Origin of the sequence: Aestuariivivens marinum (genome assembly GCF_022662175.1) — a bacterium.
Classification (GTDB): Bacteria; Bacteroidota; Bacteroidia; order Flavobacteriales; family Flavobacteriaceae; genus Aestuariivivens; species Aestuariivivens marinum.
The window spans coordinates 395,324-422,267 of the sequence record NZ_JAKMCR010000002.1; the positions used below are offsets into that span (position 1 = coordinate 395,324).

The window sequence follows — 26,944 nt, forward strand, 5'->3', positions numbered from 1 at the left end:
AAATTTTATTTGCCTTTTTTTTTTGCCTTAACAAGTTTTAAAAATTTGGTGTTTATAGATACTTTTAAAGTTCTTAAGTTGACTTTTGTCATACTTTTTGGAATTAGTAATAGGTACCTTTACATAATATGTAACAGCGTAAACTTAAAGTAAAAAAACAGGTTAAAAGTATGAAGACTCCTATTATCTTTTTCAAATATATTATAATTGGCATAAGTATGTTTTTGGTAGTATTTTCTTGTGCACCAAAAATATCCAGTACTAAAGTAACACCCCAAAACAAACCTATTTTTTATCCTAAGTATGCAGATACTGCTCGTATACAATTTTTAAGAGCCTTTAGTAAATCTACAGATATTACACCCAAACAATCGGCATTCAAAGCATCTATATTGGGAGAGGAAATGGTTTTTGAAATTGGAAAACCTTATGGGATTAGCATGGCAAAAGGCAAAATATATATTTGCGATTTAAATAGTAATAAAATAGTCATTTTAGACATTGAAAACAAAACATTTAACTCAATACAACCCACACTAAAAAAAGGTTTTGCACAGGCTATTAATATGTTTGTTGACAGTGAAGGCTTCATCTATTTGGCCAACCCTTTACAACGTGTAATCTCTGTATATGATGTCAATTTTAATTATATTACAGAATTTGGAAAAAAAGTAAATTTTAGACCTGTTGATGTTGCTGTTACAAATGATAAAATTTATGTGGTTGACATTCAAAATAACCGCGTCAACATCTTTGATAAAACCACCAAAGCCTTTTTAAGCTATTTTCCCAATAGTGTGGTCGGCAATGACGACTGGCTATATTCAGCTAGCGCAATAAGTATTTCAAACAATAATATATATATTACTGATACTGGTGATTATTCACTTAAAATCTATTCCCTAAAGGGTGAGTTTATAAAAAAAATGGGGAATATAGGCGACGGTTTAGGTCAGTTTTCAAGGCCCAAAGGCAATGCGGTTGATCAAGACGACAATGTGTATGTATTGGATGCCGCCTTTGAAAATGCCCAGCTGTTTAATAAAAACGGCCAGTTATTGATGTTTTTTGGTGGGCCCTATAAAGGGCCAGGGGATATGTACCTGCCTGCCCAAATTACTATTGATTACGACAATATCCACTATTTTGAACATTTGGTGGATAAACGCTATAAACTATTGTATTTAATACTGGTCACCAACCAGTATGGTCCAGATAAAGTCTCAGTCTATGGCAGAATAGAACTTAAGGAACAATGAAGCAATGGGGCTATTGGTTATAAAATTTAAAACCCCGCAAAGCTCTTAATAGTCTAATTTGGTGAACACCATGACTAAAAAAATATATAATATAGTTTTTAAAGTTCTTGTTTGTACCATAGTTATGATTTCGTGTAGCCCCAAAAGCAGTTATCATTTTAAAAGCTTTTTTTTTGATGGGGTACCAGATCCAATTAATGAAAATTCAATAATTGCTAATATAAATAGTATTGATTCTACAGGATTTAAAAAACGAGATAGTATTTTAGAACAAGCCAAGTCTAAAGAAATTTATCATCCACCTTTTCAGGAAAAAAAGTGTAAGACTTGTCATCAAAAGTATAAGCGTAGTGAATCCATGGCTAATAATAAAGCCTTATGTTATACCTGTCATGACCAATTTGAATACACCTATCAAACTTTACATGGACCTGTGGATTTTGGCCATTGCACCCAATGCCATAACCCCCATAAATCAAAATATGAGGGGCTCTTAACACAAAACGATAACCAACTCTGTTTGGAATGTCACGACCAATCCTATTTACTGCAAACCAGTATCCATAATAGGCTTGATGAGACGCAACAATGTTTAAACTGTCATAACCCCCACGGTGCTAACACCCGATTTTTATTGACCCAGAACAGTTGTTTTGGATGTCATGACAATTATAACAGCAAATTCAATAATGTGCATGGCCCTGTAGCGGCAGGCTTGTGTGTCAATTGCCATGAAGACCATAATTCCAAACAGCCCCATTTACTAACCAATACAACCAATGCCCTGTGCCTAAACTGCCATAACGCCCAAGACCTCAACAAGACAAGTACCCATAAAGAAACCAATACAAAATCGTGTACTACTTGCCATAATCCACATGGAGGTTCTAACCACTATCTCTTAAATAAAACCGCACTGCAATGAGACCGTTAAGAGTGATTATAGTAGGTTTAATGATTATGGGTATAGGTTATGCCCAGGATACAGAGTATCAGCCTGCCTTCTGGAACCTGATGGACCTTAATGGCAAAATAGAACTCTTGGGCACCTATAGAATAGTCAATTCTCAAATTAGTATAACTCGTAATAAGATTGAAAACACCTTCTGGTCCGGTCGATTGGATGTGGATACCCAATCGTATGTCTGGCACCCTAATTTTATGGTCTTAAATGTGGGTGGCACCTATTTCCCGGGTGCCGGGCAAAACAGCTCGTTACTACAACCCGATTTTGCCATAGAGTCCGTGTCCCAACAATTACGATTGAGCACCACAATTTTTAGAAAAAAACAATTGAATTATCGTGCATTTTTTAATTATAGCAATTCTTACTCGAACGCTGAAAACATCAATGAAAATAAAAATTACAATTTTGATTTTGGAGGCAATATCACTTTTAGAAATAAATTTGCACCATTACGATTTAATTATTTAAATTTTGATAGACAGCAAGAGCAAAAATTTTTTAACCGTACCTTTATAAATAAAGGTGATGAGCTTACCTTAAACACTAAAACATCCTTTAGTGATTTTGATAGTCATGATGTAAAATTTTCACATCGAAATTTAACCAATGAGCTTTTAGGGGTATATAAAAACATTTTAAATAGTACAACAATAAATTTAAATGATCGCATTTATTTTGACTCAAAGAAAAGTAAGTTCTTTAGCTCATACATATCATACTTGGATATAACTGGTGTTAATGCATATAAACGCTTCAGTGTAAACGAAAATTTAATATATACCTTACCCAACAATTTTAATTTTACTGGCAGTTTTAATTTTAATAACATAGAACAAAACAGTCAAAAGATTGATAACATTAACTACTCTGGTGTTATAAGACATAAACTCTATGAGAGCGTAGACTCTTATATCGGCTATGAATCCAGAACCATCAAACAAACGGCATTTAATGAAACCTCCAACTTTGTAAGGGCTGGTTTTACCTATACCAAAAAGCTTCCTTTTAAAAGCAATCTAACTTTATCCTATAATTATGCTCTAAACAAACTGGACAGGGACAGTAAACCTATTAATATATCTTATTTTAATGAATCTGTTGTGTTAAGCGACACAGAAGTAACCCTAATACCCTACCCCAATGTCTTAAAAGAGACTATTATAGTAAAGGATATTTCAGGGAGCTTGATTTACCAGGAAAATGTAGATTATATCATTATTGAAAACAACAACTTTTATCAGATACAACGTCTGCCGGGTGGCCTGATCCCCAACAACACCCAGGTGTACCTCGATTTTATAACCCAAAGTTTGGGCAGTTTCAATTACATATCAACAAACCATAGGTTTAGTTCGCAACTCAGTTTCTATAATAATTTGGTCAATGTGTATTACAGGCACTTTAATTTAGATTATAATGATGTTAATGTTACCAATACCAATATTTTAAATTATACCAATCAAAACGTCATTGGGGTACAGCTTCATTATGATGGTATTGAATTGGGTGCCGAAAAGGACCACTATAATTCTACTATTGTACCCTATAAACTCAACGCCTATTTTTTAAATATCAATGGCAGGTTAAATAAAAAGTTAACTTATGTCATTAATGCCAATGTGAGGGATTATGATATGATTGGTGAGGAAGGCAGAACGCAGCTATTTGTGAATGCTTCAGGTAATTTAGCGTATCAGTTTAATCATACTACCAAGTTAATTGGCACGGCAGGTTACCGGAAACAGGAAGGCGAGGGCATTGATCTGGATCTGTTCACCTCCAGGGCCGAATTTTCTACCTCGTTCAATAAATTAACGATAAGCATCTCGGCAGATCTTTACAGAAGACACTATTTGCTTACAGAAGACTATAATTTTAGCGCCATTAACCTAAAAGTCACCAGAATTTTTTAACTTTATACATAACCACTAAAATCATGAAAACCAGTAAAAAAGCAAGGTATTTTAAAGTAAAAGGAACCGTTTTGATGTGTGTATTTTTCATATTTGCATATAATGTGATTGTAGCACAGCAAAGCAGCAATGAAAGTTGTTTGGAATGCCACAAGCGTACGGTAAAAAAAGACATTTTACATGGCCCAACGGCTACCGATTGTACCATTTGCCATGAACCCAATGGTAAGGAGCACCCTGTAGAAGACGTATCGGCATTTAATTATTTTGCCGAAGGTGCAGACCTTTGTTATTCCTGCCATACCGAGATTAAGGAACAATTCGGCTTAAAATACGTACATAAACCTGCCAAAAATGGGGAATGTGCCGAATGCCATGAAGTCCATAGCTCGAACGATCCAAAACTGGTATTTACCCAGGCCCCCGATCTGTGCTTTTTCTGCCATAGTGATTTTGATGATAATCGGGCCACAGCAAAATCGGTACATACCGCATCCTATACAGGAGAGGCCTGTTTACAGTGCCATAGCCCACATGCCTCGAAAGAAAGAAGACTATTGGTAGGCAATAACCGCGAATTGTGCTTAAACTGCCATAATAAAATTCTTAAAAAAGAAGATGGTACGCTCCTCGCAAATATTGAAAAACACCTAAGCGAAAGTACTCATGAACACAGAGCCCTAGGCAGAAGCTGTACCGGTTGTCATAGTCCCCATTTATCTGAAATGGAACGTTTATTAAAAGAGAATTTTACAATAGGCAATTATGTTGAGGGTATAGAAGATAATTTCGCATTATGCTTTCAATGCCATGATACCGACTTATTGAATGTAGAAACCACGACTGTTGGAACTGAATTTAGAGAAGGTGATCATAATTTACATTATCTGCATGTCAACAAGATAAAAGGGCGTAATTGTACAAACTGTCATGATGTGCATGGAGCCAATAACACCAAACTTATTGCCGCAACAGTTAAGTTTGGCCGTTGGGATATGCCCTTAAATTTTATTGAGAACGACAATGGAGGTACCTGCGCCACAGGTTGCCATAAAGAACAAAGCTATGTGCGATAATAAGGATTTGGACATTATTTATTTTCATGATTAAATATGTTTGTTGTATTAAAGACCGGCTTTAAAGCCGGTCTTTTTTAATTGCAAACTTCCAGATATAAATCTTGTTACCAACATACTAGCCGTGAAATAACATAAAAAAGCACTGAAGGATAATCCAACAGCGCTTTTTTAAATTGCTATTAATCTGTGGGTTTACTTTAACAGAACCGCATCTTCCATAATGACTTTATAAAAGTATCCAGCCCCAAAATCTTTATTTATTGCAATAACACCTTCAAAAACAACAACATCGCCCACCGTTAGATTCTCCTGAGTGGTAATCATTAAATCGTAAGCGCCTTCATGGGATGTTCCATCCTGAAAATGTACCCAGTTTTTGCCCATGATACTGGCCGTAAATTTGGTGACTTCGCCAACAATTTTAACTTGTTTTCCAGCATATTGTTGAGCGTTTTCAAACAGGGTGGCAATACGAATGCCGCCTTCAACGGGTTCAATGTTCAATTCTAATTTATTAAGGGTAGGTTTCTTTGCTGGTGAGCCATCTCCTTTTGGTGCATTTGGATCGATTAGGCCATTATCAATATCAATGGCATCGGCACTAGTAATGGCCCCTAAAAAAAGGACAGAATCGAAAGTTCTATTAAGTTCCGTACTATGGAAATTGGGCATGGCCATACCGCCTTTATAATAGTAAATTTCGCCTAATTTGGCTTCAACCTTTGGAACGGCAATCCATTTTTTTTCTTCACCTTCCAGAACATGTAAGTAAGTATAGGAAGACACCTGTATAACTTCCTGTACAATTACTTTTTTGAGTCCACTATCGGCATGTGGGTCCTGTGCCAAGGTATCGACCCCAAATAGAAATAGTACTAAAATAAAAACTGTTTTAAATATTTTCATAGTCTTGTGCTTTCAAGATTAGTTTAGGATTGTCGCATTTTCTATAATAATGCCATACTTGTAGCCTGCTCCAAAATCCTTGTTTAAAGTTACTTTTCCCTCAATGGTAACCACATCCCCAACCTTTACAGTTGAAGTAGAGGTAACAGTAAGGTCAAATTCACCGTCATAGTCTGTACCATCTTGAATATGCAACCAATTAACATTCATAATGGCAGGGTTATATTTTGTAACCTCTCCTCTTAACCTAACCACCTTATTCTTATAGGTTTCCCTATTTTTAAATAATTCGGAAATGCTAATGGTGTTCTCGGTAGCAGCCACATTTACATCCTTTTTTTCAATAACTGGTTTGGTTGCTTGGCCAGGTACTGCTTGTTGATTGGATACCATTGGCAAAGGATGGGGGTTTGTTTTTAATGGTGATTTCACATCCGCTTCGGTGGCGCTTATCTTTTCAATGAAATAAATGGTTTCAAAAGTTTTGCTTAATTCTTTACTCTCAAAATTCTTCATCTCCATGGTTTTACTGTAATAGTAGGTACCCCCCTTTTCAACATTTGTTATGGGTGCCGCAAGCCACTTTTCTTGGTCACCCTCCAATACACGTATATAAGAATATTCCCTTACGTGAAGCACTTCTTGAACTATACCTTTATGGATTTCAGGTTCAGTTGTGGTTTTGGAAGATGATTTATCCTTACAGGATAAAAAAAGTACGAGTACGACCAGTAAATTTAAAGCGATTTTCATTCTATTTTTTTTTTATTATAATTGATTTAAAAGATATAACAAAAATAGCTATAATATAGTATAGAATAGCTGACAAAAGTCATCTATAATCATGGCGCATTATAGTAATTTTGATGCTGAATCATTATAAATTCATCTGACTTATCATGAAAAAATTATTGAAAATAATTTACTCCCCGAGAACAACCCTAGGCCTATTGGTCATTTTTGCAATAGCCTTGGGCGTTGCTACTTTTATTGAAAACTCTTATGATACCATAACTGCAAAATTGTTGATTTACAATGCCAAATGGTTTGAAGTATTAATGCTGTTAATGATCTTTAATTTTATTGGTAGTGTTAAAAGATATCAGTTATTAACCTGGAAACGATTGTCCGGATTTATATTTCATACCGCTTTTATCATCATCATTATTGGTGCAGGTATTACGAGATATATTGGTTTTGAAGGCATGATGCATATTCGTGAAGGTGCCTCGTCCAATTTTATTTACAGCAGTCAAAACTATTTGAATATTAGGGCATCAGACGGCTCTAAGGATTATAATCTTGACAAGGAAATGAACTTAGGCATGATCACTGATAATGCTTTTGAAGTTAAAGTTGAAACCAAACAAAAAGGGGATATTTCAATTCGATATAAAGATTTTATAAGAAACGCCAAGGAGTCTTATGTTGAAGCCGAACAAGGGTTTACAATGCTTGAATTAACCCTTAATGTTGAAGGTCATAAAGACGACATTAAATTGAAAGATGGAGAGGTACAGTATGTCCACAATTTTCCAATTGCCTTTAATAATAATTCAAGGCCGGATGGCTTGGTGATTACAGGTAATGCAGACCAATTATTTATTAATTATGCCGGTGATATTAAAACTTCTCGTATGCCAGATATGGAAGAAGGGCTTATTTCAAAGGACAGCCTTGGTGAATTTACTAAAATGAAGCTATACGAGCCTTTAGGAACTGGAATTGCAGTTGTGCTCACTAAAGTATTACGTAATACCGCTATAACATATGTTGAAGCCGAGGATAATGAAAAACGACCCAATGCATTGGTCTTAGATGTGGAGCACAATGGAAAAACCCAGGAAATCAATGTACTTGGAGGGTCGGGCTACATGGAAAATTATGTAAATGTTCCTTTGGAGGACCTAAGTCTTAAATTAGCCTATGGTGCGAAAAAAATAACCTTACCATTTTCATTGAAACTTAATAAATTTGAGTTGGAACGCTATTCTGGTTCCATGAGTCCTTCTTCATACGCAAGCGAAGTTACGCTTATAGACCCTAATAAAGGCATTACAAAAGACCATCGTATTTTTATGAACAATGTCCTTGATTATGGCGGCTATCGTTTTTTCCAATCTTCATATGATCAAGATGAAAAAGGAACCGTGTTATCTGTAAACCATGATTTTTGGGGGACAATGATCACCTATTTAGGATATGCCTTGATGATTATTGGTTTTATTTGGACTTTATTCAATAAAAACTCAAGATACTGGAGTTTAATGCTAATGATTAGGCAAACGAGAGCACGTAGAAAAGCACTATCTTTTATAGGAATATTTTTTATTGTCTCAGGGTCATTATTTGCACAACAAGCCCACCAAAATCATCAACACGAAGCCAGTCCATATGCGGTAAGTGAAACCCATGCCGATCAATTTGGTGAACTTGTTGTACAGAATTATGAAGGGCGATTTGAACCTATACACACACTGGCTATTGATGTGATGCATAAAATTTCAAGAAAAGACAAGTTTAACATTCCAGAACGGGGAGAATTGAGCTTGATGCAGGTATTCTTGGACATCCCGCTTAACGTTGAATTCTGGAAGAATCAAGATATTATTTACATTAGGGAACAGTCTGTTTCAGATCTTATTGGTATCAATGGCAAATATGCTTCGTTTATAGATTTTTTCGATGAAAAGGGACAGTATAAGCTGGCTACATTTGCAGAAACTGCTTTTAGAAAAGCTGATGCCGAACGCAATAAATTTGATAAGGAATTGATTAAATTGAATGAGCGATTGGAGATCTTTATGATGACCTATCAAGGCAATATGTTGGATATTTTTCCTGTACAAAATTCAGAAAACAACAAATGGGTAAGTTGGGAAGACCCATTAGCACGACAACCTCTAACAGGAAGCATCCGAATCATTAATGATGATCTGCAATTGCCCGAATTGAATTATACCAGTATTATGAGGACCTATTTTTTGGAGTTGATCAATGCTTCTAAAACAGCCAATTATACAAGGGCCAATAAAATACTTGGTTATATTAAAAGCATTCAAAGACAGGATGGAGTCAATTCAGCTATTCCGTCTATTTCAAAAATTAAAAAAGAAATTAGCTATAATAAATCCAACATTTTTAACAATCTTAAAAAAGTATACAGCTTATTAAGTGTCCTATTGCTTCTGCTTACTTTTATTGACAATTTAAGGTCAAAAAGCAATAAGCTACTGACCATTATTTTAAATATTTCTATTTCTATACTTGCACTTGCCTTCTTATACCACACCTATGGTATGGGCATGCGCTGGTACCTGTCTGGTCACGCTCCCTGGAGCAATGGCTATGAAGCTTTAATACTGGTATCCTGGTCCAGTTTACTAGCAGGATTCTGTTTTATGCGGTATTCAAAAATCACTTTGGCCGCAACCGCTCTACTAGCCTTCTTTACCTTAATGACCGCCGGCCATAGTAACTATGATCCTCAGCTAACCAATTTGCAACCGGTATTAAAATCCTATTGGCTCATCATTCATGTGGCTACCTTAACCATAAGTTATGGATTTTTAGGCTTGGGCTTTATTTTAGGGCTTTTTAACATGGGGCTCTATCTGTCCAAAACCACCAAAAATTGGAATCGGGTTTCACTGATGATAAAAGAATTGACCTATATCAATGAAATGAATTTGACCATAGGCTTATTATTGGCCACTGTAGGAACCTTCCTGGGAGGCGTTTGGGCCAATGAATCCTGGGGTCGTTACTGGGGATGGGATGCCAAGGAAACCTGGGCATTGGTCATCACCATAGTTTATACCATCATCCTTCACATGAGATTAGCGCCTAAGATCAAAGGCGAATATATTTTTAATGTGGCTGCTGTATTTGGTTTTGGCTCTGTATTAATGACCTTTTTCGGAGTAAATTATTATTTTACCAAAGGCATGCATTCTTACGCAAGCGGCGATACACCCGTATTTCCTGTCTGGGCATGGATTACCATTTTAACCATCGTTGTTTTTATTGCCGCAGCAGGATTAAAGGAAAGATATTACAGAAAACAGTTTCCGGAATAATTTTTAAGTTTTATATATACATTATGAAAAACCTTGCCCGGCTTGGGCAAGGTTTTTCATTTTGTGTTAGGCCTGGTCATTTCATTTATGATTTATATATCCATTTAAATCGTATTTACAATCTTCTCGTAATTTAAAGTGTGTTTAATTCTTCGAATGGCTTTACTGAAGTACTCTTATGCTTTCTGCTAATATATGAACCTACCCTAAATAAAAAGCCCGCTTTTGCGAGCTCTTCAAATTTTAGGGTACAGGATTAATTTACATTAATGCCCATTATCATTTTTACCAACAGGTCTTACCATTACCGCAATGGCCGGCAGAACCTTCAGCCGAATAAGTAATTGTATTTACCATGGTTCCGCCATTACTATACCAGAGTGGTCTAAAGTAACTCTCACCATCAACATGCCAAGAAGTACCATAAGTTCCTTGTAAATTTGGAGATGCATCACTACCGTTATTAGCATTGTGACACCAGAAACATTGCACATTGCTCCAGCCGTTACCTGAAAGATTTTGACTATTAGAAATATGAGCACCTCTTGTATGACTATCAAATGGAGGCACATCACCCGTTCCTGTAACAGGACCAGCTACAGTATTAGTAATGGTATAATCTGGTTCCATATTACCAGCGGCACCATGACAACTATTGCAAGCTGTTAATGTTCCAACATTCCAAACTGGAGTGGTAATATAAGTTGCTGTTTGTGGGCCAATTGTAGCACTCCATTCAAATGCTCCTGTAGGATTCGTGTCAGGATCCCAAGGATTAGTAGCGAAATCAGCTTCCTGACCCCGATGGGAAGTTCTACCATTACTATGGCAATAAATATTATCACATGTTTTATCTCCATTAAATACTGGAGTATTTCCGTCCTGACCATTTCTTGTAGCCATTCCATTTGGATCAAAGACAATATTTATGGTCCCATTTGGATGGGTTCCGCCTTCGTTGGCCCCTCCACTACCATGTCCGAAATGGCATGTGTTACAAGCATAGCCATACCTATCCTTATGTGTGACATGAACAGCTGATGTAAATGTGGGTGCATTGGTTTCATGGCATGAGTTACAACCACCGCCAGATGGCGAGAAATTGGAGCTGTGCGGATGACAAACGGTACAGTTTTGACCAGGTATACCCGCACCCTGACTGGTATGATTTTGATCGCTGGCAGTACCGGTGTTATTGAAATGCGTGGTTGTTGTATGGCATACTTCACAAACACCATCATAGGTTGCATTGCCATCAGCAAAAGAATTAGTACTCGTTTCGGCTGTAAAGATTACCGGTTTATCACCACTATTAGGTGTTGTTATGGTATTTCGTACCATGTAAATATTGCCTTTATTAGTATTATGTGGCTGGTGGCAATCCAGACAATCCATACCGTTGTGTGTACCATATGTATGACAATCTGTACATAATGAAGCGTCGTTGGTAGTTCTTAAAAGATTTCCATTTGCTGCCAATCCTAAAGATCCCGTCACGTCGTGTACACCATGACAACTTGAACACTCTACATTACCGCTTACCAATTGGGTGTTTGATGGTGCCGCATTGAATCGTGAATCCCCTCCATTATAAGCAACACCAACAGGGTGGGATCCTCTATTGGTAGAGGGGGAATCATTGTATATCCCCACATTTCTAGCAGAGTGACAGTCCTTACACATGGCATCTCCCACATTACTGGCTCTCAAATGCGGTGAGGCTGCTGAAGTATTGTGCTGGTCGTGGCATGTAGAACAAATAATTTGACCTGAAATAACCCGCATGGCCATTTGCGAATTACTCGGTACATTGGTTTCCTTTGAGGCATTTACCGCATTGACATTCCATGCATGGGAATCGCCCGTAGCAGGAAAAGTATTGATATTATCTGCCGCCGTAAATGGTTTTGCACTGGCCGCACCGGTAGAAGTATGACAGCTCTGACATAAATTATCATTTCCTGCGATACTGGTCAAACTCATACCTGGAGCACTATGGGTAATATGGCATGAGTTACAGTTATAATAGGTATGATTTGTTGCGATAGAGATAACTACAGTCTTAGAACCTGCTGCACTGGTACCACAAGTATTTGTAGCAGTAACAGTGATATCAGCAGCAGCTTGAGCTGGTCCCGTATCAACAATGATCTGGCTTGTTCCCTGTCCGGCAGTAATCGTAAATCCGGAAGGCACCACCCATGTGAATGATGTTGCTCCACTAGCTGAGGCCGAATATTTAAAACCAGTACTGTTTTGCGGGACTGTGGCGTTACCAGAAATACTGGGTGTTGGTGGAATATCATTAACATCAATGATTATTGAATACCCGATACTGGAGTAGCCGGTAGTTGAGTTCTTTACCTTCAAGGTCCCATAATATTTGGCTTTTGGAGCTGTTGCAGGAACTGTTATTGGTATTGGACTTACAGGTAAAGTGGCATCAACAACATTTGTAAAACCTGCGGCCAATGCCGAACTTGTAAACGTAATACTATATAGATCAGGATCATCGGTCGTTGCCGTATAAGGTAAATTTGCCGTTGTGGTTCCTTTACAGATTTGTGAAATGGTTCCTAATGTAATGGTCGGTGGACTTGCGGCAGTTGAAGAGGTTACTGCAAGTATCGAAGCTGTACTGGTACCGCAAACATTAGAGGCAGTAACAGTAATATTTCCATTTTCTCCATTAGCTCCAGAAGTCACAGAAATGGAAGTCGTTCCTTGTCCCGAGTTAATCGTCCATCCTGAAGGTACTGTCCAGGTATAAGTAGTTGCATAGGTAACAGCCGTAATACTATATGTGTAACCTGATGTATTGGGCGTCGTATCCGGTTGCCCTGAAATGGCTCCCGGTGTATCTGGTACTGGCGTCACCAATACTCTAACCGTGTTTGAGGCTTGATCTTGTGTGGCATTTGTCTGCCCACAGCCATTATCTGAAGCGTATCCCACACAGAAATAATAACGATTACCAGCTGCAGCACTTGAATTATCAGGGGTATAAGTATCGGAAGTGGCACCAGACAATAGGGTTGCGGAACCTATATTATTGCTGTTGCTGGTATTATAATACCATTGATATTGTACGGTGGGTGTACCTGACCCACCAGAAGTACTCACGGTGGCTGTTAATGTGTTAGCAGGGTCGCCTACACACAGATCTTGAAAAGCAGTTGGAGCAACAGCGGTTGATATTGGGCAATCAATTGCTTCGGAAGTTACAGCTAAAGTTGTAGTCGGGCTATTGCCACAACTATTTCCCGCATAAACCGTGACATCACCATTTTGACCCGCAGTTCCGGAAGTCACCGATATCGAGTTGGTATTCTGCCCTGAATTAATGGTCCATCCCGCAGGGACATTCCAGGTATAAAAAGTTGCATTGGGAACTTCGGTAACACTGTAAACTAACCCACTTGTACTTTCAGGGACAGTTGTTGAACCACTGATAGCTCCAGGTTGTGCAGGAGCTGGAGGATTTACGGTTACCTGAACGGCATTGGAAGCCAGGGTTTGGTCGGCATTGGTTTGTCCGCAACCATTGTCCGTGGCATAACCCACACAAAAATACCATCGATCACCAAGGGTTGATGCATCGGTTGGGGGTGTATAAGTAGCCGCAGTTGCCCCGGATATTAGTGTTGCCGTTCCTACAGTATTGCTGTTACTTGAATTGTAGTACCATTGGTATAAAAGCGTTGGTGTTCCTGAACCTCCCGAAGTCGTGACGTTGGCTGTTAATTGACTTGCGACATCATCCTGACATAGGGTCTGAGCACCCGATGGACTTACCGAGGTGGATTGAGGACAATTCGATGCCACCGTTATACTCACTGCCAGTGAGGATGCAGGGCTCGTCCCGCAGCTGTTTTCGGCCGTGACCGTGATGTCACCATCCTGACCTTCAGTTCCGGAAGTAACGGATATTGACGTGGTCCCCTGTCCGGAATCTATGGTCCATCCCGTTGGTACGGTCCAGTTATAAGTGGTCGCATCAGGAACCGCAGAAATGCTGTAATTTAAACCCGATGTGGAAGGATCAACTGGTGTTGGTCCGGAAATGGCCCCGGGTTGCGAAGGTGCAGGCGGATTTACCGTAACCTGCACTGCATTGGATGCCAAAGATTGGTCTGCATTGGTTTGCGAACAATTGTTATCCGTAGCATAACCCACACAAAAATACCAGCGGTCACCAATTTCGGCGGCTGTGGTCAACGGTGAATATGTTGCACTGATTGCACCTGCAATCAAGGTCGCTCCGGAAACCGTATTGCTGTTGGTTGTATTGTAATACCATTGGTACTGAATAGTTGGCGTTCCAGAACCTCCAGAAGTTGTTACATTTGCTGTAAGCAGACCTGAAGCGTCTCCTTGACAAAGGGTTTGTGTAGCGGTTGGAATTACTGAAGTTGATGCAGGACAATTTGAAGCTGCAACAGTATAAGTTACAGTAACATATCCATTAGCTCCAGATCCAGGAGTGGTGTTTTTTGTACCACCACCACCACCACCATAAATTGAACCATTTCCACCAGTTTTCGCTCCTTCACCACCGTCACCACCATTATTAGCAGTTCCGGTACCTCCAGTTGTTCCAGTAGCATTACCTCCAGGTCCAGTTGAGCCCGCACCGCCGCCGCCACCGCCGCCATTTCCACCCTGAGCACTTGAACCAGCTGCTCCGTTTCCTCCATTATATGTGACATCTCCTGTTCCACCACTCCCACCACTAGCACCTGCTATTCCAGTAGCACCTACTCCTCCAGGTGCATTTACAGTTCCTCCATCAAAACTTGACGATCCACCGCTGTTACCCGGAGCTCCCCCTGCACCTACTATTACAGTATAACTACCAGAAACACCAGATAAAACACTTCTTGCATAAGAACCGCCACCGCCGCCACCGCCATTAGGTTGAGTTCCTCCACCTCCAGCTCCCCAGCATTCCACTGTTATTTCAGTGACTCCGGGGGGAACAGTAAATGTGCCATCTGAGGTAAATGTTTCTGTGGTTTGCGCATAAGACATTTGAACTAAAACAAATAAGAAAGTGAATAATCCAAGGTTAAATTTCAACAGTTTTATATAGTGCTTATTTGTTTTCATATGTTCAATCTTTTAAGACCAGCTTTTCCTGTTCTGCAAAATTTCCAGCATTGATATATACAATATAAATTCCCTTGTCAAAACTTTCAATACTGACAGGTATATACATACTGCCATCATATTGTGTTAAATAATTTGGATCGAAGACCTCTGCATAAATACTTTGTCCGGAAGTACTGTTAATGAGTATACTGATGTTGGAAGTTATTGGTATCAATGGAGTAATTTTGATAGTAAATTGTCCATAGGATGGGTTGGGATAAATCATAACAACATCGGTCTCTATATTGCTGCCTACATTTACTACTTTACTCACCTGGAGCGTACCACAATTATCATTTATGGCCGTATAAATGACCGTATAATTCCCTTTTTTACTATAGGTATGGATGGGGTTCTCCTCCGTGGAAGTGGTTTTATCTCCAAATTCCCAATAATGCGCATCGGCTTCAGTGGCGTTGCTGACAAACTGCACTTCAAACCGATTGACATCATAGTAAAAGTCAGAATTTACAAATGAATGTAACGTTACATTAACATAATCGGTAGCTGTACAGCCCTCAGCATTACTCACCGTAACACTATAAGTTCCTTCTGAGGTAACTTCAAGTGTTCTGCCGGTGCTTCCGTCGTTCCACAGGTAACTATCGAATAGTCCGGCATCCAGTGTATAGGTCGAGTCTCCTTCACAAATAGCAATATCAGGCCCTAAATCAAGTGCGGGCTCCGGTGCTTCCGTTACCTCAACTGAACCTGAAAATGTCCCTGGATTATTTAAACCATCTGTCAATGAGCTTAACTCATAAATCCCAGGAGTTGATGTTATTAATTGATAAAGGGGTTCATTCGTTGTAATTTCTCCAACGGAATTGCCATCAATGGTATAACCAAATGTCCAAGGTGGTGTGCCAGTAAATGAAATTGGAATTGTTGCAGTTTTACCCTTACAAATAGTTTGGGTGGCGGTTTCAATGGTCGCTGTTGCTGGTTCAAGAATATTGCCGAAAACAATTTCAGGATAACCCTTACTTATGTTACTTGAACAATTAACATCGGTTACTTGAACAACCTCATAGGTACCTTCCATCGATGCCGACAAAAGATAGGGATTCTGATCGGTTGTGATGGAGACCGGGTTTTTGTCATCAATTTCATAAGTAAAGGTCCAGGGTCCTGTCCCGGTAAAGGCGATGGTTAACTCCGTCGACTCTCCTTCACGAATAATGATCCTGTCATTGCCATTGGTAATTTCTGCGGTAGGTAATGGATTTACAACCACCTCTACCAGGCCATTAATTACCGAACCACTGCAACCATCATCATTGACGGAGGTTATTTCATATAATCCGGAAATATCTGGAATAAGGGAATAGGTATATTCTGTTGTAACTACCTCAATTGGAGCTTGGTTGTCAATAGTATACGTAAATTTAAACGGAGGGGTTCCGGTTAATGTAATAGCAATACCCAAACCATCATTGAAACAGGTATCTAAGTTGGTATCACTTACTGCAACTGTAGGCGCACTTGACTGGGTTACCATAGCCCCCCCGGTAAAGCAATCTGTAGAGGCTGCACTACCATCGGTTAAGGCAGTAATTTCATACCAACCAGGACCAGCTGTCAGCATATACGGATTTTCACTCGTTGTGATCTGAGAGGGGTTTTCTCCGTCTATGGTATATGTAAAAGTCCAGGGAGCTATTCCTGTAAAGTGAACTTCCAATTCAGCTGAATCCGAACAGGTAGTGATATCTGCTGATTTAATAATTGCTGTTGGTGTTGGCATGTTGATTTCAAACACATCAAGGCTCGCCTTATCCATGGATGACACGATTAATTTATGGTCTGTAGTGAACAGAATATCTACAGGAAGATCAAACTCCCCGGAACCATAACCCCATTGACCTATATTCGTTAAAAAATTTCCGGATTCATCATACACACTTATACGCGCCAGATAAGGATCTATAGCGTAAATATTTCCACATGGACCAACAGCAATTCCTTGAATTCTGTGATTTTGCCCTTCTAACCTACCAAAACATCCAAATTGATTTAGCAAGGTTCCGTTTAAATCAAATGTATATATTGAGGTATTGGGTCCATAATTTCGTACTGCCCACCCCCCATTTTGGTTACAATAGGTATCTGTTTCAGGCCCTATACCGCCATGTTCTGAAACCACTAACCTATTATTCTTTTCATCGAAAGCAATTCCCGTTGGAAATGTGAAATTTGGATCTGAAAATTGAAGTACGGTGTTACCAGACACATTCAGCCCTAATACTTCCTTAGCTTCACTGTCTGTAACATACAATATGTTTTTAAATCCAAAAGTCATTGAATTGGGTAATTTTGTGCCTGAATGGAACAAAGATTTACTGCCATCATATTTTAAATGATAAATATTTCCAGTAATCTCATCCCCAACAAAGAGTTGTCCTTTTTTATTTACGGCAATTGAAATAGGATTAAAATCGGTAGCTATTATGCTTTTATATACTCCACTACCATCATAAATAATAATACTTTTTTTGTCAACATCTATAACATAGATGTAATCATTAGAATCAATAGCCATCCTGCCGGGTGCATCAATACCATAGCTAATTAGTTGTGAAGGGACATAATCATCTTGAGTGTTTTGTGAATTTAAAGACAGTACAAAACACATAAAAAGATTACAAAATAGAATATGTTTTACAATGGAAAGCATTGACGATAAATAACCAATTTCAAATATATAATTTGATATCTGTTAATTCTATGACATAAGTCAGCTAATTCATTAATTTTTAAGTCATAATACCCCTACATATACTTAGTTAACTCCTCAAGTATAATTGTAAATTGGGACTGAAAAAAATTGATTTCATGTTCATCAATCCGATAACAGATTAATACTGTTTAAACAATGCTTATATTTTCAATTTTTTAACAAAATAAGCTACTATCAAAAAATGACAAAAGGCAAGAGAGATTAGGAACGCTGTAATATGCAAGGTTATATAATGAAAAGGATAACCCATATATTTTATACCCAAAAAATCTTGAAAAAACACGCAAGGGTATAAAATGGAAACTAACAATCATTTATTAAAAATTATAAGCTATATTTTAAACTCTTTTTTTTAATAAAAACCCTAATAATATTGATGAAATTAAGCAAGAAAAAGTGTAGTGCAATTAGGCATATGTCATTTCTTCTAAATATACGGCTTATGGGATTTACAAAGCCATCCCTTTGATTAAATTTTCAGTTACATTTAACAGGAATAACTTGAAAAACAAAAAGCAACTTATTGACAATTAATAAGTTGCTTTTAATTAAAGTGACCTCGACAGGATTCAAACCTGTAACCTTCTGAGCCGTAATCAGATGCGCTATTCAGTTGCGCCACGAGGCCGTTTTGAGGGTGCAAATATAGTATTTTTATTAAAACTTAGCCAAAATATTCAATTCAATTTTCAATTCACTATTTTTGATCTATGGATAAACTAATACTACAAGAAAAATACGGCCATATCTTGGACGAAAACCTAATAGGTGAGATCTCACAGATAGGCATGTTTAAAACTTATAAGAAAAATGATATTATCATAGACATTGGTCAACCTCTGAAATTTATTCCGCTTTTAATATCGGGTAATATTAAAATTTTAAGGGAAGATAATGAGGGCAATGAGTTGCTTATTTACTTTTTGGAGGCTGGCGAAACTTGTACCATGTCCCTAACATGCTGCATGGGAACAACTAAAAGTAAAATTCGTGCCGTAGCAGAAAAAGACTCCAGTTTGGTTATGATACCTGTTCAAAACATGCTCCAATGGTTCCATAATAACATGAGCTGGAGAACCTATATTTTGGAGAGTTATCAGGAACGCTTTGATGAAATGCTGGATACAATTGATAATATAGCATTTATGAAAATGGATGAGCGACTGAACAAGTACCTTGTTGAAAAAACAAAACTTCATGGTTCAAACACCATTAATGTAAAGCACCAAGACATAGCTGAAGATTTACATACCTCACGGGTAGTTATTTCTAGGTTGCTAAAACAATTGGAAAATGAAGAGAAAATAAAATTAAGCAGAAACAAAATTGAAGTGTTATAAGGGTAAGTAACTTTTGTAACATAACCAACCTAGATGTAAAATTATTTTCGCATCATATAAACACTAAAACTTAATGGAACACTTATTAAATCCCTGGCCATGGTATGTATCTGGCCCACTAATAGCATTGGTAATGGCTTTATTGCTTTACTTTGGTAAAACCTTTGGCATGTCGTCTAACCTTCAAACCTTTTGTACTATGGCAGGAGCCGGAAAATTTTCTAATTTTTTTAAGATGAATTGGAAGGAACAGTCGTGGAATTTAATTGTAGTGGCTGGCGCCATTATTGGTGGATTTATTGCCACACAATATCTATCCAACGATAGTATTACGGAATTAAACCCTACTACAATTAAAGAACTTAACAGCATGGGCTTTTCTAATTCTGGATCTACTTTGGTGCCTAATGAAATGTATGGTACTGAAGCCATAAATTCTACTAAAGGACTTTTATTGTTGATTGTAGGTGGTTTATTGGTTGGTTTTGGCACACGATATGCTGGAGGGTGTACTTCTGGACATGCCATAACTGGTTTAAGCAGTTTACAAAAACCTTCACTTATTGCCGTAATTGGTTTTTTTATTGGAGGATTGCTCATGGCTAATTTTATATTACCCCTAATTTTTTAAGTATGAAATATTTAAAATTTTTATTGGTTGGTATATTCTTCGGAATTGTTTTAGTAAAATCGGAAGTTGTTTCCTGGTATCGTATCTATGAAATGTTTAGGTTTCAATCCATTCACATGTATGGTATTATAGGAACAGCCATAATTTCCGGAATAGTGTTCTTGCAAATTTCTAAAAGAGGCTATATTAAGAATATTGAAGGCGCAGAAATTTATGTTCCCAAAAAAGAAAATGGGCTTATTAAAAACATTGTAGGGGGTAGTATTTTTGGTTTAGGATGGGCCCTTATGGGAGCTTGCCCAGGCCCCATGTACATATTAGTGGGGACAGGTGTTTATAGTATGCTAATTGTTATAGCTGCTGCTATTTTGGGCACCTTTATTTATGGTTTATTAAAGGACAAACTACCGCATTAAATGGATAACCTCCAACTTTTAGGATACTTAGGAGCCCTTATTGTGGGGTTAATATTAGGCTTAATAGGTGGTGGCGGCTCTATACTAACCGTACCCCTATTGGTTTATCTATTAGGTTACAATCCTGTTGTAGCAACAGCCTATTCCTTATTTGTGGTTGGAACTTCTTCATTGGTTGGAACCTTTCAGAAATACAAAAAAGGATTAGTGGATTTTAAAACGGGATTAGCTTTTTCATTTCCTTCGTTTTTAGCGGTTTATCTTTCACGAAGATATTTGGTTCATGATATCCCTGAAACACTTTTTAGCCTAGCCGATTACGTGATAACGAAAGACATTGCCATTATGGTATTTTTCTCCATTATTATGTTGCTGGCTTCAATTTCAATGATCAAAAACTCGAAAAACAATGTCTCAACACACCACAAGCAACCTTACTATAAAACATTTATTCAAGGAATTGTGATAGGTACTATTACAGGTATTATTGGTGCAGGTGGTGGTTTTTTGTATGTCCCCGCTTTAGTTCTTTGGGCCAATATTCCTATGAAAAAAGCTGTAGGAACCTCTTTGGTTATTGTTGCCATAAACTCTCTTATAGGTTTTATAGGGGATGTGCTAACCATAGAAATAGAATGGGTTTTTCTTCTTACTTTTACATTTATATCGATTATTGGTATAGTTTTGGGTGTTTTCCTATCCAAATTTATTAGTGGAGGAAAACTGAAAAAGGGCTTTGGAGTCTTTACGCTGCTTATGGCTATCTATATTATTTATAAAGAGATAAGCTAATTTCAATAGATTTATTGTTTGTGACATAAGTCACAAATCATTTTAATAAAGTCAATTATTTTTGTACAACAAAAATTACAACATTTTTTACCACACAAAATAGCATAGTTATGAAAATAGAACAAATATATACGGGATGTCTTGCTCAAGGTGCGTACTATATAGAATCTGATGGAGAAGTTGCAATAATTGATCCTCTTCGTGAAACGCAACAGTATGTAGATAGGGCCAATAAGGAAAATGCTAAAATAAAATATATTTTTGAAACCCACTTCCATGCCGATTTTGTTTCTGGGCACATAGATTTAGCCAAAAAAACAGGTGCTACAATTATTTACGGCCCTGGAGCAAAAACCAATTACGATATTCATGAAGCTAAGGATAATGAAATCTTCAAATTGGGCAAGGTAAGTATTAAAGTATTGCATACCCCTGGTCACACCCTGGAATCTTCGACGTTTTTATTATTGGATGAAAATGGAAAGGAACACGCTATTTTTTCTGGAGACACCCTGTTTTTAGGTGATGTTGGTCGTCCTGATCTAGCCATTAAATCCAATTTAACCAAGGAAGATTTAGCCGGTATGTTATACGATTCTTTGCGTAATAAAATAATGCCCTTACCCGACGATACTATTGTATATCCAGCCCATGGTGCCGGTTCGGCATGTGGTAAAAATTTAAGTAAAGAAACCGTTGGGGTTTTAGGTGAACAAAAGAAGACAAACTATGCCCTGCGTGCCAATATGACCCGAGAGGAATTTATAGAAGAAGTTTTGGACGGTATTGCTCCCCCACCCCAATACTTTGCCAAAAATGCTATGATGAACAAATCTGGATATGATGAATTTGAAACGGTATTAAAAAAAGGAGACAATCCTTTGTCACCTGAAGATTTTGAAAGCATTGCCAATCAAGAAGATGCATTGGTCCTAGATGTTAGGCACGAAAATGATTTTGTGAAAGCGCATATTCCCAACTCCATTTTTATAGGATTACATGGTGGTTTTGCGCCATGGGTAGGAGCATTGATAACCGATTTAAAACAACCCATTTTATTGGTAACGCCTGAAGGGAAGGAAAAAGAAACGGTTACCCGTTTATCACGTGTAGGATACGATAATACCTTAGGCTATCTTGAAGGCGGTATAAAAGCTTGGGAAAATGCCGGTAAGGACATTGAAGGCATCGAATCTATTTCTGCCAATGAGTATGAAAATAGAATGAAAAGAGAGGTAATAGCCACACTGGACGTTAGAAAAGATGGTGAATACAAATCAGAACATTTAGAAGGAGACCATGTGCAACATTTTGCTTTAGATTATATTAATGACAATATGAATACTATTGCCAAAAATAAAACGTACTATGTGCATTGCGCTGGTGGTTACCGTTCTGTTATAGCGTCATCCATACTAAAAGCAAGAGGCTTCGATGTTATTGATATAGCAGGTGGTTATGCAGCACTAAAAAGCACCGATTTACCAAAAACCAATTATGTTTGTCCGTCAACATTGTAAGGTTTTTTATAATGAAATCATATTTTAAATAAGAGAAATTTTTAAATTCAATATTATGACAAAAAACATGGGAGCCACCGATAAAACCATAAGGGTTTTAGTGGCAATAGGTATTTTTCTGCTTTACTTCTTTAATGTAATTGAAGGTACATTGGCATATATTTTAATGGCTTTAGCTATTATTTTTGTATTGACCAGTTTGGTTAGTTTTTGTCCGTTATACAAACCGTTTAACATAAACACTGGGAAGCATAAAAAATGAAAGCAACCCTAGAAGTTCAAAACTTAAAATGTGGTGGCTGTGCTAGCACCATAGAAAAGCGACTAAGTGGTTTAGAACACATTACAGAGGTATTGGTTAACACAAATGATTTTACGGTTACCTTTTTATATCAAGATGAAACCAACCTCACCCAAGCAAAAGAACTTTTGGCTAAATTAGGATATCCCGTAGTTGGAGAAAAAAATGCACTAACAACAAAGGCTAAATCTTTTGTAAGCTGTGCCGCGGGAAGAATGACTAAATAAAAAAAGTGCTTTAAAGCACTTTTTTTATTATACAATCTCCGCACTTAAACCAGCATCCAAGAGCATGGTGCAACGCGGTTTTAAATCGTCGTAAGGTCCAGTTTTAACTGTACATTTACCCTTATAATGTACTATAATAGAACATTGTTCGGCCTGTTCTGCAGTATGTTCGCAGGCATAGATTAATGTATCAATAACATGGTCGAAAGTATTAACATCGTCATTGTACAACACAATTTCATTTTGTGCAACCACTTCTTCTTCAAGTAATAGCTCCTCTGATACTTTTTCTTTTGAGCCCATAGTATTAACTTTTGCAATTTACTTGCACTAATTTAAAAATTTTAACGAAACCCAATTATTCCGTTCTAGTTTTTCTTCAAATTTTAACAAATGGGTTTCACATTCTTTTTGTATTACAGGAATATCTTCATTGTAAAATCCACTTAAAAGCAACATCCCGTTTGGATTTAAACAAGACACATACGTTGCCATGTCCTGAAGCAGAATATTTCTATTGATATTGGCAATAATAATATCGTAGCTTTTATTGCTTAAAACAGAAGCATCGCCTTCAATCACCGTGATATGGTCACAATCATTGCGCACTACATTTTCTAAACTATTCAAATAACACCAATTATCGTAATCGACGGCATCAATAGGCTTAGCGCCCTTTAATTCGGCCAAAATAGCCAAAACTCCGGTACCACAACCCATATCCAATACCGATTTATCCTTAAAATCATTATTCAATATATGTTGGATCATCATGTGGGTAGTTTCGTGGTGCCCAGTGCCAAAACTCATTTTAGGTTCTATAATAATATCATATTGCGTATCTGGCTTCTCATGGAATGGTGCACGGACCGAACATACGTTGTCTACTATAATGGGATTGAAGTTTTTCTCCCACTCCGCATTCCAATTGGTCTGCTCAATTTCTTCAAAGGTGTAGCTAATTTTAAATTCATCGGATTTTAAAATTTGGATATCGTCTAAAATCGCCTCATGCCACTCCTCCTTTTGAATATAAGCCGTAACACCTTCATCTGTTTCAACAAAACTTTCAAAACCGGCATATCCCAATTCCGCGATAAGAATGTCTACTGCTGGTTGCAAAGGGCTTACTTTAAATTGATAGCCTATGTAAGTTGTATTGGACATCTATGTTTTCGTAAGATCGGTATGCTTTAAAAACCTTCTAATTTAAAACGCATTTACAATTGCATAGAAATCTTCAGCATTAAGAGAAGCCCCTCCTATTAATCCACCATCAACATCGGGGTTAGAAAATATTTCCTTGGCATTGCTAGGTTTACAGCTACCACCATATAAAATGGAAACCAAATTGGCCACATCGCTTCCGTATTTATCTTCCAAGGTCTGTCTTATAAAGGCATGCATATCCTGGGCTTGTTCTGGGGTTGCCGTTTCCCCTGTGCCAATGGCCCAAACAGGCTCATAAGCTAATATAATGTTTTGAAATGAAGAAGCCTCTAAATGAAATAATGCTTTCCTTATTTGGCTTTCAACTATATTTTGGTGGTTACCAGATTTCCTATCCGCTAATTGCTCTCCAAAACAAAAAATAATTTGCATCCCTTTTTCTAAGGCTGCATCTACTTTTTTCGCCAAAGATTCATCGGTTTCGTTAAAATATTCCCGACGTTCGCTATGTCCCAAAATAACAGTATTAATACCAACGCTTTTTAACATATTGGCACTAACCTCACCAGTATATGCTCCACTTTCTGCGAAATGCATATTTTGTGCTATAACTTCTATATTGCTTTGCTTTAAAGTTTCGAAAGCTTGGTAGAGGTTCGTAAAAGCAGGTGCAATCATAACTTCAGCATTCGAGGTTTGGGTTTGCTTTTGCAAGTCGGTTAATAACGCTTGGGTTTGTGCCAAATCGTTATTCATTTTCCAGTTTCCGGCAACAATTTGTCTTCTCATAAGTCTGAACTTAAACTCCTTTTGAAAAAGGTATTTTTGTTTATATTGATTAATAATTCCACAAAAATACTATTTTTTTAAGGCCTTTACCAACTTATGGTCATCTGCTTTTACTGCTTTAAACAATTCTATATTTCCTGCTTTATTTATTACCATATATCTTGGAATCCAATCGATTTTTACAAAATCTGCAAACGGACACTTTTTTCCTGAGGCCATATAATAATGCTCCCCATCGACTTGATATCTAGCTATTCCCTTTTTCCAAGCGGCTTCGCCCCTATCTAAGGATAAAAAAATGTAGACCACATCCTGATATTGCGATTGCAAGGACTTAACCTTAGGCAAACCTTCCAAACAATCCCCGCACCAAGACGCCCAAATATCAATTAAAATGGTTTTTCCCTTATGGGTTTCTAAAATAGATTTTAAATCAATTGTTTCGCCCTGTAATGTGGTAAACGTATCACTTAAAGCCGCTTCACTAAATTGTTTAGGGCTTTCATTGACATTACAACTAAAAAGACTAATTAATAAAATGAGTAGGTAGTTCATTTTCTTCATATTTTTAACTAATGTATTACTGTAATTTAACTTTTGGATCCAACCAAACGTATATTATGTCGACTAAAATATTAATCATTACAAATAAAGTTGCAATTACTAAAACTGAACCCATAATAACGGGCAAATCTAAGGTGTTAAGGGCATTTACAATTTCCTTTCCCAAACCATTCCAGCCAAAAATATATTCTACAAAAACAGCACCGGCCAACATGGAGGCAAACCATCCTGAAATAGCTGTAACGACAGGGTTTAAAGCATTCTTTACCGCATGGCGCTTAATGATTTGAAATTCGCTTAATCCTTTGGCTCGGGCCGTACGAATATAATCCTGGTTAAAAACTTCTAACAAAGAATTCCGCATTAATTGAATAACCACTGCTAAAGGACGAATACCTAAAACGATGGCCGGCAATATTAAGTTTTTCCATTTAATATGCATGGCCTCACCAAAATCATCAAGCTCATACAAACTACCTGTCATTTCTAAATTGGTATACTCATGCAAAACATAACCAAATAACCAAGCAAACAAAATAGCACTAAAAAAAGATGGTACGCTCATCCCCAGAGTACTAAACACCTGAATAACCCTATCCAACCACCTATCCTTGTATAAGGCTGAAACAATGCCAAGCAATATTCCAACAATAATAGCTATGATGATAGCCGAAACTGCTAAAACAAATGTATTGGGTAAAGTTTCGGTCAATACCTGGGTTACTTTTTTACCCTGTTTAGCAAAAGATTCGCGTAAATAAGGGGTTTTAAGGGCAATGGTTGTATTTCCAAAAGATAACAACTCAACAGCATTATATTTGCCTTGGCTTAAAAACGTATAATCTTCGGGTTTTTGAGAGTGGAATGAAAGTGGCGACAGGTCATTTAAATAATATAAATACTGAGTCCCCAATGGTTTGTCGAATCCATATTTTTGTTTTACCAATATCAGTTGTTCACTATCTTCGTTTTGACCGAGCATCATTTGAGCTGGGTCTCCCGGAAGCACATTAAACAAAAAGAAAATAACGGTAACGACTCCCCATAATGTGAGTAAGGCGTAAGTGGTTTTATTTAGGAAATAGTGTATCAGTGTTCAG

Annotated in this window: 21 protein-coding genes and 1 tRNA gene; 12 read left to right on the forward strand and 10 right to left on the reverse strand. The window is 37.5% G+C overall.

The window, feature by feature from the left end; genetic code table 11:
* The first annotated feature begins 170 nt into the window (after positions 1-170).
* The 4 genes from MR053_RS09040 to MR053_RS09055 all read left to right on the forward strand — a co-directional run bounded on the left by MR053_RS09040 (position 171) and on the right by MR053_RS09055 (position 5,215).
* Positions 171-1,259: a 6-bladed beta-propeller gene (locus MR053_RS09040; protein WP_242132126.1), complete on the forward strand. Its 1,089-nt coding sequence runs from the start codon at positions 171-173 to the stop codon at positions 1,257-1,259.
* A gap of 70 nt (positions 1,260-1,329) precedes the next feature.
* Entirely contained in the window at positions 1,330-2,184 is an 855-nt protein-coding gene (locus MR053_RS09045) for a cytochrome c3 family protein (RefSeq protein WP_242132127.1), read from the forward strand.
* Positions 2,181-4,139 carry a hypothetical protein gene (locus MR053_RS09050; protein WP_242132128.1) on the forward strand — a complete coding sequence of 653 codons (1,959 nt, stop codon included), beginning with the start codon at positions 2,181-2,183 and terminating at the stop codon, positions 4,137-4,139. Before MR053_RS09045 ends, MR053_RS09050 begins: the two co-directional genes overlap by 4 nt.
* A 23-nt stretch (positions 4,140-4,162) precedes the next feature.
* Entirely contained in the window at positions 4,163-5,215 is a 1,053-nt protein-coding gene (locus MR053_RS09055; protein WP_242132129.1) for a cytochrome c3 family protein, read from the forward strand.
* A gap of 195 nt (positions 5,216-5,410) precedes the next feature.
* Here MR053_RS09055 and MR053_RS09060 read toward each other — a convergent pair whose 3' ends face one another.
* Together MR053_RS09060 and MR053_RS09065 are read right to left on the reverse strand one after the other, a co-directional pair.
* The gene (locus MR053_RS09060; protein WP_242132130.1) at positions 5,411-6,124 is read right to left on the reverse strand and encodes a GW dipeptide domain-containing protein; all 714 of its coding nucleotides are present in this window, start codon (positions 6,122-6,124) and stop codon (positions 5,411-5,413) included.
* A gap of 18 nt (positions 6,125-6,142) precedes the next feature.
* The gene (locus MR053_RS09065; protein ID WP_242132131.1) at positions 6,143-6,877 is read right to left on the reverse strand and encodes a hypothetical protein; all 735 of its coding nucleotides are present in this window, start codon (positions 6,875-6,877) and stop codon (positions 6,143-6,145) included.
* Between the two features lie 146 nt (positions 6,878-7,023).
* Here MR053_RS09065 and ccsA point away from each other — a divergent pair, with 146 nt between their 5' ends.
* Positions 7,024-10,203, forward strand: a complete 3,180-nt coding sequence (gene ccsA / locus MR053_RS09070; protein ID WP_242132132.1) for a cytochrome c biogenesis protein — start codon at positions 7,024-7,026, stop codon at positions 10,201-10,203.
* A 285-nt stretch (positions 10,204-10,488) separates the two neighbouring features.
* On the opposite strand, the gene MR053_RS09075 is transcribed toward ccsA, so the two are convergent.
* The 3 genes from MR053_RS09075 to MR053_RS09085 form a co-directional block, all read right to left on the reverse strand.
* Positions 10,489-15,312 carry a glycine-rich domain-containing protein gene (locus tag MR053_RS09075; RefSeq protein WP_262916235.1) on the reverse strand — a complete coding sequence of 1,608 codons (4,824 nt, stop codon included), beginning with the start codon at positions 15,310-15,312 and terminating at the stop codon, positions 10,489-10,491.
* A gap of 4 nt (positions 15,313-15,316) precedes the next feature.
* Positions 15,317-18,031 carry a PKD domain-containing protein gene (locus MR053_RS09080; protein WP_242132133.1) on the reverse strand — a complete coding sequence of 905 codons (2,715 nt, stop codon included), beginning with the start codon at positions 18,029-18,031 and terminating at the stop codon, positions 15,317-15,319.
* Positions 18,032-18,648: 617 nt separating this feature from the next.
* A tRNA-Arg gene (locus tag MR053_RS09085) sits at positions 18,649-18,722 on the reverse strand.
* 82 nt (positions 18,723-18,804) lie between these two features.
* Between MR053_RS09085 and MR053_RS09090 the strand changes: the two genes are divergently transcribed.
* The 7 genes from MR053_RS09090 (at position 18,805) to MR053_RS09120 (ending at position 23,321) form a co-directional block, all read left to right on the forward strand.
* Positions 18,805-19,434: a Crp/Fnr family transcriptional regulator gene (locus MR053_RS09090; RefSeq protein ID WP_242132134.1), complete on the forward strand. Its 630-nt coding sequence runs from the start codon at positions 18,805-18,807 to the stop codon at positions 19,432-19,434.
* A 73-nt stretch (positions 19,435-19,507) separates the two neighbouring features.
* A complete protein-coding gene (locus MR053_RS09095) occupies positions 19,508-20,065 on the forward strand; it encodes a YeeE/YedE family protein (RefSeq protein WP_242132135.1) in 558 nt (185 codons plus the stop codon).
* A gap of 2 nt (positions 20,066-20,067) precedes the next feature.
* A complete protein-coding gene (locus MR053_RS09100; RefSeq protein WP_242132136.1) occupies positions 20,068-20,481 on the forward strand; it encodes a DUF6691 family protein in 414 nt (137 codons plus the stop codon).
* Positions 20,482-21,273 (forward strand): sulfite exporter TauE/SafE family protein, encoded by a 792-nt coding sequence (locus MR053_RS09105; RefSeq protein WP_242132137.1) that lies wholly within the window; start codon positions 20,482-20,484, stop codon positions 21,271-21,273.
* A 110-nt stretch (positions 21,274-21,383) separates the two neighbouring features.
* On the forward strand, positions 21,384-22,793 hold the full coding sequence (locus MR053_RS09110) for an MBL fold metallo-hydrolase (RefSeq protein WP_242132138.1): 1,410 nt from the start codon (positions 21,384-21,386) through the stop codon (positions 22,791-22,793).
* Between the two features lie 55 nt (positions 22,794-22,848).
* Complete coding sequence (locus tag MR053_RS09115) at positions 22,849-23,055, forward strand: YgaP family membrane protein (protein WP_223550766.1); 207 nt, start codon at positions 22,849-22,851, stop codon at positions 23,053-23,055.
* Positions 23,052-23,321 (forward strand): heavy-metal-associated domain-containing protein, encoded by a 270-nt coding sequence (locus MR053_RS09120; protein ID WP_242132139.1) that lies wholly within the window; start codon positions 23,052-23,054, stop codon positions 23,319-23,321. Before MR053_RS09115 ends, MR053_RS09120 begins: the two co-directional genes overlap by 4 nt.
* 27 nt (positions 23,322-23,348) lie before the next feature.
* Here MR053_RS09120 and MR053_RS09125 read toward each other — a convergent pair whose 3' ends face one another.
* The 5 genes from MR053_RS09125 to MR053_RS09145 all read right to left on the reverse strand — a co-directional run bounded on the left by MR053_RS09125 (position 23,349) and on the right by MR053_RS09145 (position 26,937).
* A complete protein-coding gene (locus tag MR053_RS09125; protein ID WP_242132140.1) occupies positions 23,349-23,624 on the reverse strand; it encodes an ATP-dependent Clp protease adaptor ClpS in 276 nt (91 codons plus the stop codon).
* A 27-nt stretch (positions 23,625-23,651) separates the two neighbouring features.
* A complete protein-coding gene (gene prmA / locus MR053_RS09130; RefSeq protein WP_242132141.1) occupies positions 23,652-24,488 on the reverse strand; it encodes a 50S ribosomal protein L11 methyltransferase in 837 nt (278 codons plus the stop codon).
* Between the two features lie 42 nt (positions 24,489-24,530).
* Positions 24,531-25,280 carry a triose-phosphate isomerase gene (gene tpiA / locus MR053_RS09135; RefSeq protein ID WP_242132142.1) on the reverse strand — a complete coding sequence of 250 codons (750 nt, stop codon included), beginning with the start codon at positions 25,278-25,280 and terminating at the stop codon, positions 24,531-24,533.
* A 69-nt stretch (positions 25,281-25,349) separates the two neighbouring features.
* The gene (locus MR053_RS09140) at positions 25,350-25,835 is read right to left on the reverse strand and encodes a TlpA family protein disulfide reductase (protein ID WP_242132143.1); all 486 of its coding nucleotides are present in this window, start codon (positions 25,833-25,835) and stop codon (positions 25,350-25,352) included.
* A 25-nt stretch (positions 25,836-25,860) separates the two neighbouring features.
* Positions 25,861-26,937 (reverse strand): ABC transporter permease, encoded by a 1,077-nt coding sequence (locus tag MR053_RS09145; RefSeq protein WP_242132176.1) that lies wholly within the window; start codon positions 26,935-26,937, stop codon positions 25,861-25,863.
* Between the last annotated feature and the right edge of the window lie 7 nt (positions 26,938-26,944).

Bases quoted from the DNA above. Each gene is read 5' to 3' on its own strand.
- MR053_RS09040 (WP_242132126.1), top strand. From the start codon at position 171: ATGAAGACTCCTATTATCTTTTTCAAATATATTATAATTGGCATAAGT.
- MR053_RS09045 (WP_242132127.1), top strand. From the start codon at position 1,330: ATGACTAAAAAAATATATAATATAGTTTTTAAAGTTCTTGTTTGTACC.
- MR053_RS09050 (WP_242132128.1), top strand. From the start codon at position 2,181: ATGAGACCGTTAAGAGTGATTATAGTAGGTTTAATGATTATGGGTATA.
- MR053_RS09055 (WP_242132129.1), top strand. From the start codon at position 4,163: ATGAAAACCAGTAAAAAAGCAAGGTATTTTAAAGTAAAAGGAACCGTT.
- MR053_RS09060 (WP_242132130.1), bottom strand. From the start codon at position 6,124: ATGAAAATATTTAAAACAGTTTTTATTTTAGTACTATTTCTATTTGGG.
- MR053_RS09065 (WP_242132131.1), bottom strand. From the start codon at position 6,877: ATGAAAATCGCTTTAAATTTACTGGTCGTACTCGTACTTTTTTTATCC.
- ccsA (WP_242132132.1), top strand. From the start codon at position 7,024: ATGAAAAAATTATTGAAAATAATTTACTCCCCGAGAACAACCCTAGGC.
- MR053_RS09075 (WP_262916235.1), bottom strand. From the start codon at position 15,312: ATGAAAACAAATAAGCACTATATAAAACTGTTGAAATTTAACCTTGGA.
- MR053_RS09080 (WP_242132133.1), bottom strand. From the start codon at position 18,031: ATGCTTTCCATTGTAAAACATATTCTATTTTGTAATCTTTTTATGTGT.
- MR053_RS09090 (WP_242132134.1), top strand. From the start codon at position 18,805: ATGGATAAACTAATACTACAAGAAAAATACGGCCATATCTTGGACGAA.
- MR053_RS09095 (WP_242132135.1), top strand. From the start codon at position 19,508: ATGGAACACTTATTAAATCCCTGGCCATGGTATGTATCTGGCCCACTA.
- MR053_RS09100 (WP_242132136.1), top strand. From the start codon at position 20,068: ATGAAATATTTAAAATTTTTATTGGTTGGTATATTCTTCGGAATTGTT.
- MR053_RS09105 (WP_242132137.1), top strand. From the start codon at position 20,482: ATGGATAACCTCCAACTTTTAGGATACTTAGGAGCCCTTATTGTGGGG.
- MR053_RS09110 (WP_242132138.1), top strand. From the start codon at position 21,384: ATGAAAATAGAACAAATATATACGGGATGTCTTGCTCAAGGTGCGTAC.
- MR053_RS09115 (WP_223550766.1), top strand. From the start codon at position 22,849: ATGACAAAAAACATGGGAGCCACCGATAAAACCATAAGGGTTTTAGTG.
- MR053_RS09120 (WP_242132139.1), top strand. From the start codon at position 23,052: ATGAAAGCAACCCTAGAAGTTCAAAACTTAAAATGTGGTGGCTGTGCT.
- MR053_RS09125 (WP_242132140.1), bottom strand. From the start codon at position 23,624: ATGGGCTCAAAAGAAAAAGTATCAGAGGAGCTATTACTTGAAGAAGAA.
- prmA (WP_242132141.1), bottom strand. From the start codon at position 24,488: ATGTCCAATACAACTTACATAGGCTATCAATTTAAAGTAAGCCCTTTG.
- tpiA (WP_242132142.1), bottom strand. From the start codon at position 25,280: ATGAGAAGACAAATTGTTGCCGGAAACTGGAAAATGAATAACGATTTG.
- MR053_RS09140 (WP_242132143.1), bottom strand. From the start codon at position 25,835: ATGAACTACCTACTCATTTTATTAATTAGTCTTTTTAGTTGTAATGTC.